This is a genomic window from Bifidobacterium sp. LH_389 (genome assembly GCF_056357235.1).
On the sequence record NZ_JBKEVR010000010.1, the window covers coordinates 35466 to 53500 of the forward strand.

Annotated in this window: 12 protein-coding genes; 3 read left to right on the top strand and 9 right to left on the bottom strand. The window is 61.1% G+C overall.

Going from position 1 to position 18035, the window contains the following annotated elements:
* Window positions 1–6: 6 nt before the first annotated feature.
* Window positions 7–912, top strand: coding sequence for a carbohydrate ABC transporter permease (locus AC1AZA_RS09110; RefSeq protein WP_476514345.1), 906 nt, complete (start codon window positions 7–9; stop codon window positions 910–912).
* Window positions 909–1733: a carbohydrate ABC transporter permease gene (locus AC1AZA_RS09115; RefSeq protein WP_476514346.1), complete on the top strand. Its 825-nt coding sequence runs from the start codon at window positions 909–911 to the stop codon at window positions 1731–1733. Before AC1AZA_RS09110 ends, AC1AZA_RS09115 begins: the two co-directional genes overlap by 4 nt.
* 197 nt (window positions 1734–1930) lie before the next feature.
* Here AC1AZA_RS09115 and AC1AZA_RS09120 read toward each other — a convergent pair whose 3' ends face one another.
* The 4 genes from AC1AZA_RS09120 to AC1AZA_RS09135 all read right to left on the bottom strand — a co-directional run bounded on the left by AC1AZA_RS09120 (window position 1931) and on the right by AC1AZA_RS09135 (window position 11075).
* The gene (locus AC1AZA_RS09120; RefSeq protein WP_476514347.1) at window positions 1931–2434 is read right to left on the bottom strand and encodes a DUF4143 domain-containing protein; all 504 of its coding nucleotides are present in this window, start codon (window positions 2432–2434) and stop codon (window positions 1931–1933) included.
* A 343-nt stretch (window positions 2435–2777) separates the two neighbouring features.
* Window positions 2778–7271: an AAA family ATPase gene (locus AC1AZA_RS09125; protein ID WP_476514348.1), complete on the bottom strand. Its 4494-nt coding sequence runs from the start codon at window positions 7269–7271 to the stop codon at window positions 2778–2780.
* Window positions 7272–7575: 304 nt separating this feature from the next.
* Window positions 7576–9633 carry an alpha-glucuronidase gene (locus AC1AZA_RS09130; RefSeq protein ID WP_476514349.1) on the bottom strand — a complete coding sequence of 686 codons (2058 nt, stop codon included), beginning with the start codon at window positions 9631–9633 and terminating at the stop codon, window positions 7576–7578.
* Window positions 9634–9749: 116 nt separating this feature from the next.
* Complete coding sequence (locus AC1AZA_RS09135) at window positions 9750–11075, bottom strand: ABC transporter substrate-binding protein (protein ID WP_476514350.1); 1326 nt, start codon at window positions 11073–11075, stop codon at window positions 9750–9752.
* A 232-nt stretch (window positions 11076–11307) separates the two neighbouring features.
* Between AC1AZA_RS09135 and AC1AZA_RS09140 the strand changes: the two genes are divergently transcribed.
* Window positions 11308–12357, top strand: a complete 1050-nt coding sequence (locus AC1AZA_RS09140; RefSeq protein ID WP_476514351.1) for a LacI family DNA-binding transcriptional regulator — start codon at window positions 11308–11310, stop codon at window positions 12355–12357.
* 192 nt (window positions 12358–12549) lie between these two features.
* Here the strand turns inward: AC1AZA_RS09140 and AC1AZA_RS09145 are convergent, their stop codons facing one another.
* From AC1AZA_RS09145 to AC1AZA_RS09165, 5 genes are all read right to left on the bottom strand, one after another.
* Complete coding sequence (locus tag AC1AZA_RS09145; RefSeq protein ID WP_476514352.1) at window positions 12550–13722, bottom strand: M24 family metallopeptidase; 1173 nt, start codon at window positions 13720–13722, stop codon at window positions 12550–12552.
* A gap of 24 nt (window positions 13723–13746) precedes the next feature.
* The gene (locus tag AC1AZA_RS09150; RefSeq protein ID WP_476514353.1) at window positions 13747–14469 is read right to left on the bottom strand and encodes an ABC transporter ATP-binding protein; all 723 of its coding nucleotides are present in this window, start codon (window positions 14467–14469) and stop codon (window positions 13747–13749) included.
* Window positions 14470–14475: 6 nt separating this feature from the next.
* Entirely contained in the window at window positions 14476–15240 is a 765-nt protein-coding gene (locus tag AC1AZA_RS09155) for an ABC transporter permease subunit (RefSeq protein ID WP_476514354.1), read from the bottom strand.
* A gap of 17 nt (window positions 15241–15257) precedes the next feature.
* Window positions 15258–16265, bottom strand: coding sequence for an aliphatic sulfonate ABC transporter substrate-binding protein (locus AC1AZA_RS09160; protein WP_476514355.1), 1008 nt, complete (start codon window positions 16263–16265; stop codon window positions 15258–15260).
* 373 nt (window positions 16266–16638) lie between these two features.
* Window positions 16639–17952: an ATP-binding protein gene (locus AC1AZA_RS09165; RefSeq protein WP_476514356.1), complete on the bottom strand. Its 1314-nt coding sequence runs from the start codon at window positions 17950–17952 to the stop codon at window positions 16639–16641.
* Window positions 17953–18035: the final 83 nt, after the last annotated feature.

The window sequence follows — 18035 nt, forward strand, 5'->3', positions numbered from 1 at the left end:
GAGATCATGAAAACGCGGTTGCCGGATAAAACTCAGATACGCAAGCCGAGAAAATCCAAAGCGGCATATCTGTACGTTGCCCCTGCATTTATTACGTTCGTACTATTTCTGGGTATCCCGGTGGTACAAACGGTGCAATATTCGTTCTATAAATGGAACGGCATGGGACCATCGACCTTTGTGGGTATTCGGAATTATGTACAGACCTTCGCCAACGCGGAGATCCGAGGATCATTCGTCCATGCCCTGGTTCTGGTTGTCTTCTACGCGGTCATACCCGTGGCTTTGGCATTGTTTCTTACAGCGCTGATTTCCAGCGCATCCAAGATGCGCGGCATGTCCTTCTATCGAACGGTGCTGTTCCTGCCTCAGGTGATCTCATCGGTGGTAGTCGCAACGATTTGGGTGTCGATGTACTCGCAGGATGGTTTCATCAACGAATTCCTCCGTCTCATCGGCGCGGAAGGTCTGACCCGTATCTGGCTCGGCGACTACGGGACGGCGCTGTATGCAATCGGCATCGTCGGTACATGGCTGAACATCGGCCTCTGTCTGGTCCTGTTTCTGTCGGGCGTCGGTAATATTCCGCCGGAACTCTTTGAAGCTGCAGCCTTGGACGGGGCCAATCGTCGTCAACAGTTCTTCGCGATTACATTGCCTTCATTGCGCGGACAGATATCTGTGGCTCTGACGCTGACGGTCATCGCGGCATTCAAGGCCTTCGACCTGGTGTACGTTACCACTCGCGGAGGCCCAGGAACCAGCACTACGGTTCCCGCTTGGGAAGCATACAACAGGGCATTCAATGTCAATCAGGTTGGTCTCGGCTCGGCAATCGCCGTCGTTCTGACGGTGATGATCGTCGTGATGACCTATCTGATCGGCAAGATCGATAAAGGAGAGGTGGCATGAAACTCAGCGTCGGCGAGAAAATCGTTAACCATGTCGTGCTCTGCCTGTTCGCATTGTTCTCTTTGGTACCGCTGGTCGGTGTGCTGCTGTCATCCGTCACGCCATCCAGCGAGAACTTCGGAGGCTTCGCACTGCCATCGCAAGTTCGCCTGGACAATTATGCCGAAGCGTGGACGCGCGGCAATTTCGGGCAGTATATGATAACCAGCATCATCGTCACCATCATGGTCATGGCACTGACTCTGGTGATGAGCATCCTTGCGGGATTCGCATTCGCCAGACTAAACTTCTACGGATCGAACATCTTGTTCATGATCATTTTAGTCGGTTTGGCTCTGCCGTCTGCTGCCTTCATCATTCCGCTGTACTTCAACCTACGGGATGTGGGGCTAACGAACACCATCTGGTCTCTCATCCTTCCGCAGACCGCACAGTCACTGGCTTTTGCCACGTATTGGATGCGAAACCAGTTCCGCCACTTTCCCAACGAGATCATCGAAGCGGCACGCCTTGATGGCGCTTCTGACATGCGGCTATTGTGGCAAGTGATGGTGCCGACGGCCATATCTCCGATTATGACCATGATGGTGCTCGTCATGATGTGGACTTGGAATGAGTTCCTCATTCCGCTTGTCATGATCGTCTCCGACTCTCTGAGAACGGCACCGCTGGGATTGGCAACTTTCCAAGGCGCACACCTCACTGATTACTCGCTGCTGTCTGCGGCCGGCGTGATCGTGGCGCTTCCCATCGCACTAATCTACTTCGTCATGCAAAAGCGATTCATCAACGGCATGGTGGGAGGAATTTCCTCCCGTTAAACGCCGCATACGCCAATGCATCAACGTTGGATCCGTTCAGTCTGTCTTCACCTACGACTTGCAGGCTGAATGGATCCAACGTTGATGCAAAGTTCTATGAACGCTCAGTTGCGATGGGAGGAGCTGGTTTTACATCTGTGCCGTGATTCGCTGCCGGCATGGGACCGGCGTACGACCAGAACGAATCTCGCACGGCCCTACCGCCCTCCCCTCCCAAGCAGCCAGTCGATGATGTTCATGCCCCGGATGCCATCGCGCGTGCGCGGGAACTCATCCATGCTCAGCACGTATTTGGGCCAGTTGTCACGCACGCCGTCGAACGCGCCGAACTCACGGTCCGCTGTCCTCTGCGATCCGATCAGATAGGAAACCTGATAATAGGCGGTCTCATCCCCGCGCCGGGCAATAAAGTCGATCTCCCTGTCGCCCACCTTGCCGACGTGCACATCGTATCCGCGCCTCCGGAGCTCCATGTAAACGATGCCTTCCAGAACCTGATCGATCGCATCCGCGTTGGAGAACCCGACGGCGCCACGCAGCCCCTGATCGACCACGTAGTACTTGTCGTTGATCTTCAGCGCACGCTTGCCCACCGCATCCTCGCGCGGGACCTTATAGATAAGGAACGCCCTGCCTGCCGCGGTGACGAGATGCCCCTCCTCTCCGAGGGCGTAGCGCACCACCCGCTCCAGCGCGTCCATACCCCGGATGCCAGCATGGCAAACGACATCTCTGAACAGGATGGTCGAGAATAGATCCTGAAGATACTGCATGCAGGCCGTCTCATCGAACGCCAGCTCGGTCTGGAAGGGGTTGCCCGGTCACGGGAACACTCCCTTCCGGCTGCGAATCAGGTATAACCGATTTCTTGACGCTATATGATACAGAAATAAATTATAATCGATTTCCTACCACCCCAACCCCATGCCTTCGGCGACGCGCTTTTCGCCTATCACCGAGGCGAACCGGAGCGCATCCTGCGCGTGGTCGGCGTCTACGGTCACGGGACGAGCCCGCAAGCAACCAGCCACGGTGAATCATGTCTCACATCGATGGGCCCTGAACGTACGATTGCCCCGGCGCGACCGAAGGAATCCGCGCTCCCGGATAACCGTCAAGGGTATTCCCCATGGCCCGGCGTGCTGCCGTGATCTGTTCCTCGCTTCCGACTATCCGGTCGGCGGGTATGCCCGTGAACGCCTGGATATCGCCGGCGATCACTTCCGCAGGATCGGCGTGGTTGAACCGTATGACGTTATCGCATGCCTCGGCAAGATCCGGCACCTCATGGACGGTGACGCGTCCGTCCCCGTCGATGGCGGCGTATGCGGCCGTGATGCGCATGCCCTCGCCGTAGACGTCATCGCGCACGGCGTCGATCCTGATGGCGCGGCCCGTCCGCGGATCGTACCCCATGACGATGGGGGTGCCGGCGAGGAACCGGCACGCGGAGCGGGAAGCCGGGTCATCGGGGGCAATCAAGGAATTTCCCGCCGCTTCGTCGTACGAGACCGCGGTCCATTCATTCTGGAACTCGCTTTGCTCGCCGGCCTTCACCGTTTCCTCGCCGATCTGCGTCGCGCCCATGGAGGCGAGTCGTCCGTCGTCGATCGGTCGTACCTGCGTGGCCCTGTCGATGGCCTCGCCCAGACTCATGCCGGATCCATGCGCGTATACGAGCCTTCCCTCGCCGTCCGCCCATACGCAGGTCTCCGGCTGCGGCACGGTACGGTTCCACTTGGGATCGTCCGGGTGCGCACGCCGCTCCTCGGCCTGTTCCCGCCACCAGAGCGCGTTGCGGGATCCCTCCGTTCCCGGTTTCGGCAGCCATGAACGGTATCTGTCGGCCATGATCCCGGCGCACGCACGGTCCAGCTGCTCGTACCGTTCAACCTCGCTCTGCCCGTCCCGGGGCACGAACGCGGCCATGCGGGCGCGGATATCCGTGCCGGATTCATCGGACAGCGGATGCCGCCGCTCTTCCAGCTGCGCACATTCGAACGCCTTTTCCGCCTTGTCCAGATCCCGCGCGGCGCGGTTCGCCGCCTCGGAATCCTTGCGCTCCCGTTGCGCCGCCTCGAGCCTTTCCCGCATCGTGCCGACATGGCGGCTGTACCCGGCGGCTTCCTCCGCCGCTTTCCGCGCCACGGTCTTCCCGTCCCGCCAGTATCCTTCCTCGCGATCGAGGGTCATCGGATCGCATCCCCAGCGTTCGCGGAACTCCTTCAGCTCCCTCTTCGCCTCGCCGATCCTTTCGAGCCGGCCCTCGACGTTACTGAGCCGGCGTTCGATGTCGAGGGCCGTCGCCTCGAAGTCCCTTCGCCATACCCGTCCCCGTGTTTCAAGCTTGGCATACAGGTGCAGGCCCGGCGAACGGAGCCGGTCGAGGTCGCGCAGGTACGTGTCGCGCTGTTTTTCCAGATCGGCTTCGCGGCCGACGACGCGCGCACCGCTCTTCTCGCACATGGCGTTGACCCTCTCGCCCTGTACGGAGATGACGTGCAGCGCGTGCTCGGTTTCGCTTCGGGTGGCATCCGCGAGAAGAGACCTGGCGGATTCCACGGCATCATCCAACGGTTTCACGTCACGCTCGTACACGGACCGGGCCGCGTCGAGCGCGGTACGTGCTTCCGCGGCCCGGTCCGCCGCACGCTCCGCGGTCTGGGCCGTTTCGAGTTCCTTGGCAAGGCCGTCGAGCTCCTCGCGGGCCATCGTCTCGAGCACATCGAGCCATTCGCGTTCCCGGTCGGTCAGGGTTCGGGGTTCGGGCTGTGGTTCGCTGACGCCCTGTTCTCGCCGGATCTGTTCGCGTACCTGGGCTGCGGCCTCGTCCACGAGCCCGGTCGCGGCCTCGTTGCGGTACGCGTCCGCGTACATGCGTTTCATGTCCTCGAGCCCGTCCGCGACGGCAACGACCATGTTCGAATACCGTCCGCGGGTCTGGCCCACGTACATCATGTTCGCGGTGCTGTTCTCGTCCATCCACGTGATCGACCGGTCCATGGTCACGCCCTGCACGCCCCACGGCGTCGCCGCGTACCCGTGCTCCGCGTTGGCCGCGAGGTACGCCGCGCTGATACGCGTGCCGCGCGGATGCCTGGATTCGGTGAGCGTGGCCTGCACGCTGCCGTCCGCGTTCACCCGGTCCACATGCCATACCTGACGGTTCACCAGCCCGGCCCCGCGCTCGTTGCGCCGCACCGCGATCAGATCGCCGGCCATGATCTCCGCGCCCATGCGCCCGCAGGTCGCGGGTCCCTTGGCCCTGCCCTCGCGCTTGAGCCGTTCGTGCACGAGACGTCCCACGAGACGCGCCCGCTCGTTGTCGGGAACGGTCACTGCGGTCTTTTCGGTCCACCGTCCCGCGATCCATTCGGCCAGCCGGTCCGCATCATCGAACGCCCTGACCATGCTCTCCTCGCATACCGGGTTGCGCCGGATCGCCTCGGCATACCATGCGTCAATGGCCTTGCGGCGGTCGACGTGCGCCCGTTCGAGCAGTTCGATCGTCTTCGCTATGTTGCCGCCACCCCGTTTCGTGATCTCGTCCACGGACGGGAACACGGGGCTCGGAGGGATGCCGGTGAGCCGGTCGAACGCGCCCTCCGGGTCTCTCCGGTCGCGCAGCTGCTTGCTGAACTCGCCGTACACCGCACCCCATTTGCCCCGGAACCGGTGGATGGAATCGAGTTCCATGTGCCGTCCGGTCACGTCGATCGCGAGCTGGAGCACGCCGCCAGCACCCACCGCAGGCAGCTGGCTGCGGTCCCCGACCAGCCACACTCGGCAGTCGAGACGGTCCGCCTCCCCCAGCAAGGCGACCGCGTCGTCCTGCCTGAGCATGCCCGTCTCGTCCACGATGATCGTCCCTCCACGCGCCGGATCGACGGAACCCTCCCACCGGCACAGGGACTCGTCACGGTGCAGCACGCCGTTTTCGGCACGTCGCCAGCCACGGTCCCACAGGAACTTCTGCACGCTGTCCGCCTCGCATCCGAGGGACTCGCCCAGCTCGTTCGCGGCCTTCCTCGACGGCGCGAGGGCGACCACGTCCCTGCCTTCGGCGGCCCTGGCCAGCATCGTGGTCTTGCCAGCGCCGGCCGCGCCCTCCACGATCTCGATCCCGGAAACGGAACCGCGCAACCCCGCCACGGCCAATCTCTGGTCGTCCGACAGGCCGGAAAGGTCCGGCATATCGTCCACGTCGAAGCCGTACCGCTTCGCGTCCAGACGGTCCACAAGGTCGCGGATCCTCTGCTCGCGTTCCAGCACCGCGGCGGTCGTGTACCGTTTCTGCCCGCCCAGATCCTCCGCGCCCAATCCCATCGCAAGGTCGATCTGACCCCTCAGCGTGGCCGTGGTGAGCGCGTCGATGCGCTCGAGGGACGCGAGCACGTCCGCCCCGGCCTCGCCCGCGAGGTTCACGATCTGTGCTTCCAACTGCCAACGGCTGAACGCCGGAGCCATGCTCGTGCACCGCTCCACCGCGTCATGCGCGATCCGATTCCAGTCCACGTCACGATCCTTCTCGACCGTGAACGCCTTTCCCCGGGGCAAGGAACCGTACTCCATAGCCCACCGTCCGCGCTCGTCCCCGGCGTCGTGATCCTTCGCGGGACGCCCCTGCGCCCACGCCAGCTGACGGAACTTCTGACGGGTGCGCGCATCCGGTTCCGCGTCCGGCCCGGCCCCGTTCCTCTCCCGCCACTCGCCCACCAGACGCGCGTAATTCGCCTCGGCCTGCGCCTTCCTCTTGCTCGCCGCCCGCACCATGGCATCCATTCCCTCGATGCTGCCGTCCGCATTCAGGTGCAGTCCCCGGTCCGCGAACGCCTGACGGTACGCGCGATTCGACGCCATGCCCCACTTCTCGATCGCATCCAGCAAGGGACACAGATTGTTCAATCCATGCCTCGTGACGATCGCGTGATGCGCCCCGTCCTCACCGACGGTGTCGTTGATCACGCTGTCATGAATGTGCAGGTGCGGGTCGCCGGCACGACTGTCGTGATGCACGAACATCGCCACGCTCATGCCCCTGCCACGCACCAAACGCTGCTCGCCACGCCCGCCCACGCGAGTGATGAGGTTCCCCGCCAGCACGCGCATCCGCGCCTCGTTGAGCAGCGCAATCCTCGCCTCGACCGCCTCGCGCAGCCCCTCGTCACCCAACGCCCACGCCAGCGACTGGTCCTTGCTAACCGTGGTCACGAACTCGAACGACACGACCGAACGACCACCCCGGACCGTACCGAGGTTCTTCAGCCGCCGTAACTGCGTGGAACCGTCACGACTTTTGAGCTCCAGCAGGTTCGTGTACTCCTCCGGACTCAACGCCGACAACACGGGCCCGGCATTCCCGTCCGAGTACTCGGCGAGCGTCACATTATCGCCCGCATACTTGGCATACGGAGCGATCTCCTCGGCTCTGTTAAAGGCATACGAGACCTGCGCAGCCGCACCCGAACGGGGCGCATGCCGGTTAACGCGATACCCGTACGACACTTTTTCACCGCCCTCGGCAAGCCAACCTACCATGGTAGACAGAGCACATTATTTCATTCAGTATAATCTGCCTCTACCCTGGATGTCCATTCAGGGTAGAGGCAGATCCTTGTTCTGAAGATGCCATGCATGCATGGCATGCTGGGGCTAGGGTGCCGTCTAACGGCTGCTGGCCTCGGGAATGGCTGATTCGTATGGCCGACATACGTCTCGGGCATGCCTTGCGGCTGTCCTGAACTGCGTTGACGTTCGATCGTGATCTGGCGGCATTGGCGCTGGTGAATCATTGCATCCATACGGCTTCGGGCCGCTGATCGACATACGCTGCCTCCATGCGTCATGGATGGATTTCTCGTCCGCGCTCATCCGGCACGCCGCTCAGACGATGGAAGTACGTGTTGAGCATGTCACGCCAGGCGACTGCGTTGGCGAGTTGCCTGCGCAGGCGTTCGGCCACGTTCTCGAAACGCGGTCCGTCGATCGCGCCCTGTAGCCCGTCCCACGTGGCCATGTACTCGCGCACGCGTTCCACGCCGGCGAAGTGCGTGTCGTAGACGTGCTGCACCACGGTTTCGCCGCTGTGCAGCACATGGTCGTACGGCATCCAATGGAAGAACAGCAGCAGGTCGTCCGGGCAGGTCGCGGGGTCCGCGTACAGGTCGCGCAGCGCGGGCGGGTACTGTTCGGTCAGCCCGCTGCCCGTGGGCGTACGGTCGATGCCGACGCCATTGCGGTCGGCACGGTTCACGCCGCCCCACCGGTCGTACTCGAACGCGCAGACCGACGGCTCATAATGATCCTCGCGCGCGAACATCCATCCGACGCCGAGCGGCGCGGTGTAGTCGCGGTATGTGCGGTTGGAGTCCTTGAGGATCGCGGCGATCTCGTCCTGCGCGCGATCCCCCGCACCGGGGAACGTCAGGGCGGCCCATTCGTCGGCGATGTCCTCCGCGGCGAGCCCGTCGTCCCAGCACATGCGACCGAACCCGTACAGGCTCGCCTGCGCCAGCACGTTTCCGGTCCAGTGCGTGCCCATGCCCACGTTGGCCACGCCCGCGTACCCCACGTTCGCCGGCTCCGGCGCCCGCGAACGAAGCGACCGCGCAAGAGGTACGCCTCCCGCGACACCGCCCATCGGCTCTCGCATCACGGAGATCCATTGCGTGGGAGCAAAGTTCACGTCGATCTGATGCCCGAGATATTCGGCGGCGATCTGGAATTCGACCACGATGTTCGTCGCGCGCAGCGAATGCAGCAGCGGGTTGGCCGGCTCGCATGTCTGAAAGTCGACCGGACCGAACTTGATCTGCAGACACACGTTGGATGCGAATTCGCCGTCGAGCGGCTGGAACGTGTCGTACGCTCCCACGGCCCGGTCCCGCGTACGGTCTCGCCAGTCGAGGTGACAGTCGTAGACGAACGCCCGCCAGACCACGCGCCCGCCGTACGGCCGTAGCGCTTCGGCGAGCATGTTCGCGCCCTCCGCCTGCGTGCGCCCGTACTCGTGCGGTCCGGGTTCCCCTTCGGAGTCAGCCTTGACCAGGAAACCGCCGAACCGCGGTATTCGTTCGTAGATGGCCTTCGCCGTCCGTGTCCACCATGCGCGCACGTCCGGATCGCACGGGTCGGCGCTGGAGAGCCCGCCCACGCTGATCGGCGCCGCGAAGTGCACTGCCACGTAGACGTCGATGCCGAAGCCGCCGAACAGATCGGCCAGCTCCGCCACCTTGCTCAGGTACGGTTCCACGATGAGCCGACGAGCGCCGCCTCGTACGTTGACGTTGTTGAGCACGATGCCGTTGATGCCCACGGATGCCAGCAGTCGCGCGTACCATGTGAGCCGGCCGAGGTCGTTGCGGAACGGGTCGGCCTGATTCCATGCCCGTTCGTGCTCGTAGGACCCGTTGTCGTTCTCGCCGGGGGTGCCGAAGAAGATCGAGGCGCCGCCGTATCCGCGTTCCACGGTGCCGTCGATCTGGTCCCAGTGGTCGATCATGCGCATCGGCTGGGCGGGCGACTCCGTCCGGCTTTCGCCGTCGCGCACCACACGGCCGAGGACCAGATCGCGCAGATAGGCGTAGAAGCCATACAGCAACGCGAGTGACGTGTTGCCTTCGATGTGTAGCACGCCGTCGGCTCGGCTCATGCGGAATGCGTCGTCACTCTCAAGCCCGCAGTCGGTGGAGGCCAGGGAGGCCAGGACCACGTTGGCCTGAGATTCGCCCTCGCATCCCGCGCCGGATGCCAGTCGGCCGCCGGTCAGTTCCAGAATCTCGCCGCGCAGCCGGAGCGAGTGGAGGTCTTCGCCGCCGTGCAGATCAAGCGCATACACGTCCGCTCGGGTCAGAGGCCGGAGGGCGACTGGATCGAGCCACATGCAATCTTGGATGTTCATACCGTCTCCTTGCCAACAGTAATCGGCAGCAGGCAATGAAAAAGCCGCGGCAGGCGGTGCGCAATGCCGAAGCACCGCCTGCCGTGACCTGTTTGCCATGCCACGGGGCCGAAGGGTCAGTTTGCCTCGTCGATGGCCGCCTGTACTTCCGCGATCATCGCCTTGGCGGCGTCGGCCGCACTCTGGTTGCCCAGAGCCACGTCCTGTTGGTAGCGGATCATCGTGGTGCGAATGCTGGAGGCGCCGTTCGGCGGGATGCTCGGAGCTTCGCCAAGGGTCTTGGAGTACTCTTCGGCGTACTCGAGGACCTTCTTGTTTATGCCTTCGGCCTTGGCGGTCAGTTTCTTGAGAATGGCGGAGTTGGCCGGGATGCCGCGCTCGGTGCCGAAGATCTCTCCGACACCCTCGTTGTTGAGGAGGTAGTCGATGAGGATAGCGGCCTCGGCGGGATGCTCGCTCGTTGCGGAGATGGCCCAGTACATGCCTGCGGGCATGTAGGTGTAGGCGTCCTTGGTGTCGGAGGGCAGCGGCTCGAGGGTCATGTTCTCGGTGCCGGCTGACTTCGAGTAGCTGTTGATCATGGTGGCTGTGGCGAATTTCATGGCCTGACGGTTCTTGGCGAAGTCGGTGTCGTCGGATCCGCCGGTGACGTTGTTGTTCTCGATCCAGCGGTTGGCGTTGCCGGAGACGCCGTTGTGAGTCCAGTCATAGGTGAGTTGGAGGAAATCGGCGAGCGTCTTCTCGCTGATGGCTATCTTGCCGTCCTTCCACAGCTGTTCGCCGTGCTGGCGTGCCCACAGCGACAGGCCGAGCTCACTGTCGATCGATTCGATGCCGGTCACCTCGCCGTTGGACTTCTCCCACAGCTGCTTGGCGAAGTCGGTGAACTCGTCCCACGTCCAAGTGGAGGTGTCGGGCAGGGTGAGGCCGTACTTGTCAAGCACGTCGTGGTTGACGATCACCGAATACTGGGAGGAGGAGATGGGGGCCGCGTACTGGATGCCGTTGAACTTGCCCATGTCGCGCAGGGAGGTGGTCATGCCATCGAACTTGAGATAGTCGCCCACCTGACTCAGGTCGTACAGCGCACCCTGCGAGGCGTAGGACGCGAGGTACTGGGCGTCCATCTGCATCACGTCCGGCGCGTTGTTGCCGGCGATCAGGGTGGCAAGCTGATCCCAGTAGCCACTCCAATCCTTGTACTGGAGTTCCACGTGGATGTTGGGGTGATCCTTTTCGAAGTTCTGGATGGCTTGTTCGGTGAGCTGGACGCGGGTGTTCGAACCCCACCAGTTAAGGCTCAGCGTCACATCGCCTTCCGAGGTCTTCACGCCGCCGGCGACAGCGTTGCCGGATCCGCCCGATCCGCCGCCACATCCCGTAAGCGAGAGTGCCACCGTCATGGCTGCGGCCACCGCCGCCTTGCGATATGTCCTGGTCATCTTCGTTCTCCTTTGAATGAGTCCCGTTCGTCCGCCGCGCTACGTCCATACGGGTTTTTACGAAATATTTTTTTATTTTCGTAAAAGGTGATTTGAGTATACGCCTGACGTCCTAGTGAGTCAACATAGACGACACGCACGGATTTTTTGCGAAAAATAGCCGCTTATAGCACCTTGAGCCTTTCATGCCCAACCTGTTATATTTTACGAAATATCTGCTATGCTGTTTGCCATGACAGCATTGCAAACATCCAGCCGCCGTCAATCCAAGCCCAGGCTCTCCCAGCTGGCACAGGAGGTAGGCGTCTCGGCAGCCACGGTATCCAAAGTGATCCACGGCCACCCGGACGTCTCCGACAAAACCCGCGAGAAGGTCGAACTCGCACTGGCACGCGCCGGGTACCGCAAGCCGGCCATCGCCCGGCCGCATTCCGGCTACCTCGAAATCGCATTCCGCGAGCTGGACGAGCTGTGGTCCATGGAAATGCTGCGCGGCTTGCAGTCATGCGCCAACGAGCACGGCCTCCACGTGTCGATCTCCGAGCTGCACACACTGGGCACGCCCAGCGACGAATGGGTGGACGGGCTCATCAAGCGCAATCCGGTCGGCGTGCTGCTGATCTTCACCGACCTGACGCAAGAACAGGCCGCCAAACTCGCCCGGCGCCGCATCCCCCACGTGGTCAGCGACCCGCGCGGCATCGCCCTGCCCGGCAGCACGATCCTACGCTCCGACAGCTGGAACGGCGGCGTCACCGCCACCCGCCACCTCATCGCCCTCGGTCACACCCGCATCGCATCCATCTCCGGCAACCGCATCGCCGCCGGATCCCGCGCCCGCGAGGACGGCTACCGCTTCGCATTGGATCAGGCCGGCATCCCTTTCGAACCGGAACTCTGCCTGCCCGGACAGTTCACGTCGAAGACCGGCTACGAGCAGACGCTCAAGCTGCTGCGCCTGCCGAACCGTCCCACCGCCATCTTCGCCGGCAACGACCTGCAGGCCATCGGCGCCTACAAGGCAGCCCACGAGTGTGGCCTGCGCATCCCCGACGACCTGTCCGTCGTTGGCTTCGACGACATCCCCACCGCCGCCATGATGGCTCCGGCGCTCACCACCATCCGCAACCCCATCGCGCAGATCGCCCGCAAGGCAGGCGAACTGCTCATCGCCATGCGGCAAGGCAAGCAGGTTGCGCACGAAACGGTGTTCCCCACCTCCCTCGTCGTCCGCGAAAGCACCGCCGCCCCGGCGAAGGCGTCACCGTGCCTGACCGTCTGACAGGTAGAGCCACGGCACTGACGCGAGCATCATACGAGGCGTTTTCCGCTCCAGTAGACAGCAACAGAAATATATATTTAATTAATTAAAACAATTTCGTGGGTCATTCCCCGCCGATGCATGCGCTAAACGCACGCAGGCCCGTTCTCAATGAGAGAATGGGCCTGCACGACTAAAGTCCACACGCGCTGATCAGAACAGCAGAGACGGGCTGGCGTGGGTGAAGAAGTCAACGCCGTCATCGGTGACCACGAAGGTATCCTCGATGTTGAACGTCTGGTACTTCGAACTGTAGAACGGCGTCTCCAGGCACATGACCATGCCAGGCTCGAACACCCTGTCCTCGTTAGGGGCGATGAACGGAGCTTCCTCACCGGATTCGCCGCAGCTAATGGCGTGACCGTAGTGGCCACGCACGTAGCCGTGATCCTCGAGATGAATGGTTTCATCGATTCCTCGGAAAATGTCGCTCATACGCACGCCCGGCTTGATGTGCTCGACTCCATAGCTGTATCCGTTCCACAGTTGACGGTACACAGCCTTCTTGTCCTCGGAGACCTCGCCTCCCACGGCGAAGGTTCTGGCCAGATCGGACTTGTATCCGTAAGTGATCGGACCGCCGTCGAGACGGACAACATCACCGCGCCGGATCGGGAATTCGGGATAGTCCCAGTACGGGGAGAAATGACTTCCCGTGGTATGGAAATGGCCCACCTCAGTAGCATCCTTCGCAATCTCGCGGGTGAATTTCTCGAACAAGTAGTGGACATCCCTAGTGGTCATGCCGGGGACCAGTGCGCGGGCGGTCTGGTTCATGGCGACTTCGGCGGCGCGAGCGTTGAACCGCAGCTTGCTCACTTCGTCAGGAGTCTTGATAACGCGCGCCTCGGTCAGCGTTGCCTCGACGTCGGAGAGCTCGTAGTCAGAAAGGTCCTTGAGCTTCTCTCCGATGCGCAGGTTCAGCCACTTCGTCTGGATACCGACCTTGGAACCCTTCGCCAACCTGTCGTGAAGCAGCTCGGAGACGATGTCGATGGCGGCGAAATCACTGGGCTGCACGTCCTTGGTCATGCCGGGGACCGAGTAGTCCTCGATGAAGATCCAGACCGGATACGACAGGATGCTCACCGTGGGATCGGCAGTCTCCTGAGCCGCTAGCTTTTCGAATTCGCCGACGACGAGAAAGACATCGCCGCTCGCTGTCACCACCGACAGCACTCCTCCCGTGTTGCCGGACGCCTTGTTGATCGATGAGAATCCCGTGCTGTAGAAAACGCCTGCCGGCGAGTTGAATATCGCGGCATCGAAGCCGTCCTTGTTGAGTTGCGCCGTGAGTTTCTGAATCTTCTCGTGCTGGTCGCTCATGGTGTGTGTTCCCCTTAGTTGTCGTTAGTCCTGTTCCAGAATCGAATGCAGGATGGTGGTGGATTGTTGGATGAAACGGGCATCTCCGCGGTTTCTGGGATAGGGTAGATCGATGGTGTCGTCCAGATGGATGCCGTGGTCACGGATCATGATTACGCGGTCGGAAAGCACGACAGCTTCGTCCACGTCATGGGTGATCAACAGCACGGTGAACCCCTCGCGCTGCCATATGTCGTGAATGAGCTGCTGCATGCCATAGCGGGTGAGTGCGTCAAGGGCCCCCAGCGGTTCGTCCAGCAGCAGGAGCTTCGGCGAACTCGCCAAGGCACGGGCGAGGGAGACGCGCTGTGCCTCGCCACCGGACAGCGAGCGAGGCAGCTGGTCCTTCTTCTGTAGCAGCCCGACACTGTCCAGCGCCGATTCGGCCTGCTCGACATGTTCCTTGCCGAGGCCGATGAGCACGTTCTCGAGTACCGTCTTCCATGGAAGGAGCCTGGGGTTCTGGAACATGATCTTGGTGGCCGGATTCAGTCCGTGCTGAGCAATGCCGTCGAACGAGATCGTGCCGGCTGTGGGAGTCTCCAGTCCTGACACGAGCCTGAGCAATGTGCTCTTTCCGCATCCGCTCTTGCCCACCACGGAGACGAATTGCCCGGCAGGTATGTCGAGGCTGACCGACTTGAGAACCTCTTTTTGTCCGAAGGATTTGCCCACGCCTTCGAGATTCAGCGATATTCCGCTACCCATGGCGTCTCACTTCCTTCCTTCGAAGTACCAAGCAAGGTAGTGTCGCTCGAATGCCTTGGCAATGGAATCCGATAGCTTACCGAGCACGGCGTAGATAATGATGCTGAGCACAATGATGTTCAGCTGCATGAACTCCCTGGCACTCATCGCCATGTATCCGATGCCCGAATCGGACGCAACGGTCTCGGCTACGATGAGGGTGATCCACATGTTGCCGAGCGCGTATCGCACGCCGATGAGGATTGAAGGGAGCGCCGCGGGGAATATGACACCCTTGAATAGCCGGAATCCGCGCAATCCATAGACCCGCCCCATCTCTATCAGATCAGGATCCACCCCTCGCACACCGGCCAACGTGTTGATGTACAGGGGGAACATGACGCCGAGCGCAACAAGAAAGAGTTTGCCGCTTTCGGCGACGCCGAACCAGACGATGACCAGAGGGAGCAGAGACAGGTGCGGGACCGTCCTGATCATCTGTACGGTGGAGTCAAGGAAGGCGAACGACCACTTGGACAATCCGTTGAAGATACCAAGAGCGAAGCCGATCGATCCACCGATCAGAAAACCGGAGAAAGCCCGGACGGTACTGACCTCGATGTTGGTCCACAGCTCCCCCGACGCCCCGAGATCCAACGCTGCCTGAAGGACGCTTCCCGGGGTCGGGAAGATCGTGGCGGGGATCAGTCCCGACACGGTGGTCGCCTGCCATGCAAGCAGAATTACCACGGGCAGCACCGCGGGAGCGAGTCTATACAGTGTCTTCTGCATGGATTTCAGCCTGTAACTCACGCGGAGTAATTCCAGTAGTAGTTCTTGTCGAGAGCGTCGATCTTGTTAGGGATGACCTTGAGCTCCGTGAACAGATCGGCTTGCTGCTGGTATGCCTTCAGATAGGTCTCAGTTACCGGGGAGATCTCACCGGTTCCGTGCCGCTTGGCCGCAACGAGCAGTGAATCGTAATCGGCGTTGTACACCTTGGACAGCAGCTTGGCCGCTTCCTCGGGATTGTCGTTGTACCATGTCGTCGCATCGGCAAGGGCGTTGACGATATCACGAATCACGTCTTCGTGCCCCTTTACGAACGAACTGTTCGTAAAGTAATAGGCTCCGCCCTGCTGGTCGGCTTCATCGCCCCAAATGGATTCATTGTCGGCGAGCGTCTTCGTGGGAACACTGGCTTCGGCCTGTGCAGTGAGAGGATCCCAAGTGGCCCAAGCATCGAACTGTCCTCCCTTCTTGTACGCGGCCAGCGCGTCGGACGGAGCGATGTACACCGGCGTGATGTCACTGTAGGTCAGTCCGGCCTGCTTGAGAGCAGCCACAAGGACATACTGCTGCAGTGTGCCCTTGGTAACGGCCACCTTCTTGCCCTTGAGATCAGCAACGGAATTGATTCCCGAGTCCGCGCGCGTCAGCACGGCGGAACCGTGTCGCACACCAGCCTGTGCGGCTACTTTGACGATAGGCTTATTCGCCGCCTGACCGAAGATACTAGCCGTGGCACCACCGCCGCCGAAGTCGATGTTGTTCGACGAGGAAACTGCGGCATTGACCATGTCCGAAGTTGATGCGAAATAGTGCCAGGAAATGGTGTATCCCTTAGCCTTGAGCGTCTTCTCCAGTTCACCCTGTTCCTTGGCAATGGTCAGAGACGGCATGCCGGACTGGTAGCCGATCGCGATGTTCTTGTCGTTACTGCCGGGCTGAGCGGCATTCGCGGCACCGCATCCGGCAAGGGTGCCCAAGCCGAGAAGAGCGCAGACAGCTGCGGCGATGATCTTTCCTGTCCTCATTGGTAGACCCCTTATCTGTTAATCAATGAGATGCTCACAGCGTATATGTCGGGAGAACGGGTACATACCGATCGGCAATAGCCATTGCTTATGGAATGTTCAATTCCTTTGGAACGAGAGCATTCCCCCGGAGGACTCGTCACCATAGAAATAACCTATGACGATTCATAAGCGAAGTCCTTCATTCCCGTTCGCCGATCTTCTCCTTGCATCAGCGGTCTGAGTTAGTAATGCCTGGCAGTGGATTCATTCTTCCCGATCCGCTCTCCGTTGAATTCGCGAGACCGGCCCCTTAAGCATCACAACTTCAAGTATAATTAATTAATTATTTAAATAAAGAATTAAATATACATAGTGCTCTCCGGGCTGCCAGCTATCCGTTGGCCAGCATCGACAGCATGTACATGGGAAGATAGGTGATGCCCGATGCCTCGAAGACGTTGGTCTCCGCCAGCACGTATGCCCTGTCGATGCCGTAGCCGGAGGTCGCCATGGCCCGGTCAAGCGCCGCATGCGAACGGAAGCGCACACCCGACTTGATCTCCAACGCCAGCACATCGCCGTCATCGGTCTCGACGAGGAAATCCAGTTCGCCGATGCCCTTTCTGGTGAGGTAGTACAGGCGCGTGAACCCGTGCGCGACGAGTTCCTGCGCGGCGACGTTCTCGTAGACCCCGCCCATGTTCATTGCAGCGTTACCGTCGAGGATTCCCAATGCTGATTTCTTGCCGTACGAGCCGACCAACAGGCCGACGTCCGAATAGAACAGCTTCATGACCCGACGCTCGCTGTTGGCACGCAACGGCGCAATCGGCGCGGCGACATTAAACACCGGGAGTGCAACGTTGGCGTTAGTCAGCCATAGAAACTCGTCCTCGATCTGGGAGAACCGTTTGATGTCGGTGATGGAGCTGACCTGAAAGCGGCGGTTCTGACTCTGCAACTCACTGGGTATGAGCCTGTAGATCTCCTGAATCGTCAGCCGATGCTCCTTTGGAGCGTACTGCTTGATGTCGTGTTCATAGTAGGCGCGGATGTTTGACTGGACGGCACGCACGGGGTCGATGGCACCGTTGGCGACGAAGGACGAGACCGCCGCCGGCATGCCGCCGACCAGCAGATACCGGTGGAACAGGTCAGTGAGCCTGCGGTGGATGAAATCCGGAACCTCCTGCAGATTCGAGAAACTATCACGGATGACGTCGAACGCCGAGCCGACCAGACCGTTCGCCCAGCAAAACTCCTCAAAATCGAGCGGATACATGGTGAACTCGTCCAGATAGCCGACGGGCAGCGAACGCACGTCCTCCATCTCCACGCCAAGCAGGGATCCGGAGAGAATGTAGTCGTAGTCGCCCCTGTCCACAAGGCCCTTGATGAAGGTTACGATCTGCGGGCACTGCTGGATCTCGTCAAGGAACACCAAAGTGCGTCCCGGAACCAGCGGCACACTGGACGCAACGGAGATGCGCAGCAGCAGATCGTCAGGACTGGTCGCCTGGGAGAACGACCGACGGGCATTGGCGTCAAGCACGAGATTGAATTCGACCAAGTGATCGTATTCGGCACGGCCGAACTCCTCGATGATGAAGGTCTTTCCCACCTGACGCGCGCCGCTCACGAGCAGCGCCTGCTTGGTCTTGTGGTCCTTCCAGAATTTGATGCGGTCATAGGCCTTGCGTTTCACCGTCCGCACCTCCCTGCTGCGCATTCGTTGCAATCTGTCTAACCCTATAGTACGCACTCGTCAGATTCTACGTACAACGAATT

What these genes read in the sequence shown, in the direction of transcription:
- AC1AZA_RS09110 (WP_476514345.1), top strand. Translation starts at nt 7, where the DNA reads ATGAAAACGCGGTTGCCGGATAAAACTCAGATACGCAAGCCGAGAAAA.
- AC1AZA_RS09115 (WP_476514346.1), top strand. Translation starts at nt 909, where the DNA reads ATGAAACTCAGCGTCGGCGAGAAAATCGTTAACCATGTCGTGCTCTGC.
- AC1AZA_RS09120 (WP_476514347.1), bottom strand. Translation starts at nt 2,434, where the DNA reads ATGGACGCGCTGGAGCGGGTGGTGCGCTACGCCCTCGGAGAGGAGGGG.
- AC1AZA_RS09125 (WP_476514348.1), bottom strand. Translation starts at nt 7,271, where the DNA reads ATGGTAGGTTGGCTTGCCGAGGGCGGTGAAAAAGTGTCGTACGGGTAT.
- AC1AZA_RS09130 (WP_476514349.1), bottom strand. Translation starts at nt 9,633, where the DNA reads ATGAACATCCAAGATTGCATGTGGCTCGATCCAGTCGCCCTCCGGCCT.
- AC1AZA_RS09135 (WP_476514350.1), bottom strand. Translation starts at nt 11,075, where the DNA reads ATGACCAGGACATATCGCAAGGCGGCGGTGGCCGCAGCCATGACGGTG.
- AC1AZA_RS09140 (WP_476514351.1), top strand. Translation starts at nt 11,308, where the DNA reads ATGACAGCATTGCAAACATCCAGCCGCCGTCAATCCAAGCCCAGGCTC.
- AC1AZA_RS09145 (WP_476514352.1), bottom strand. Translation starts at nt 13,722, where the DNA reads ATGAGCGACCAGCACGAGAAGATTCAGAAACTCACGGCGCAACTCAAC.
- AC1AZA_RS09150 (WP_476514353.1), bottom strand. Translation starts at nt 14,469, where the DNA reads ATGGGTAGCGGAATATCGCTGAATCTCGAAGGCGTGGGCAAATCCTTC.
- AC1AZA_RS09155 (WP_476514354.1), bottom strand. Translation starts at nt 15,240, where the DNA reads ATGCAGAAGACACTGTATAGACTCGCTCCCGCGGTGCTGCCCGTGGTA.
- AC1AZA_RS09160 (WP_476514355.1), bottom strand. Translation starts at nt 16,265, where the DNA reads ATGAGGACAGGAAAGATCATCGCCGCAGCTGTCTGCGCTCTTCTCGGC.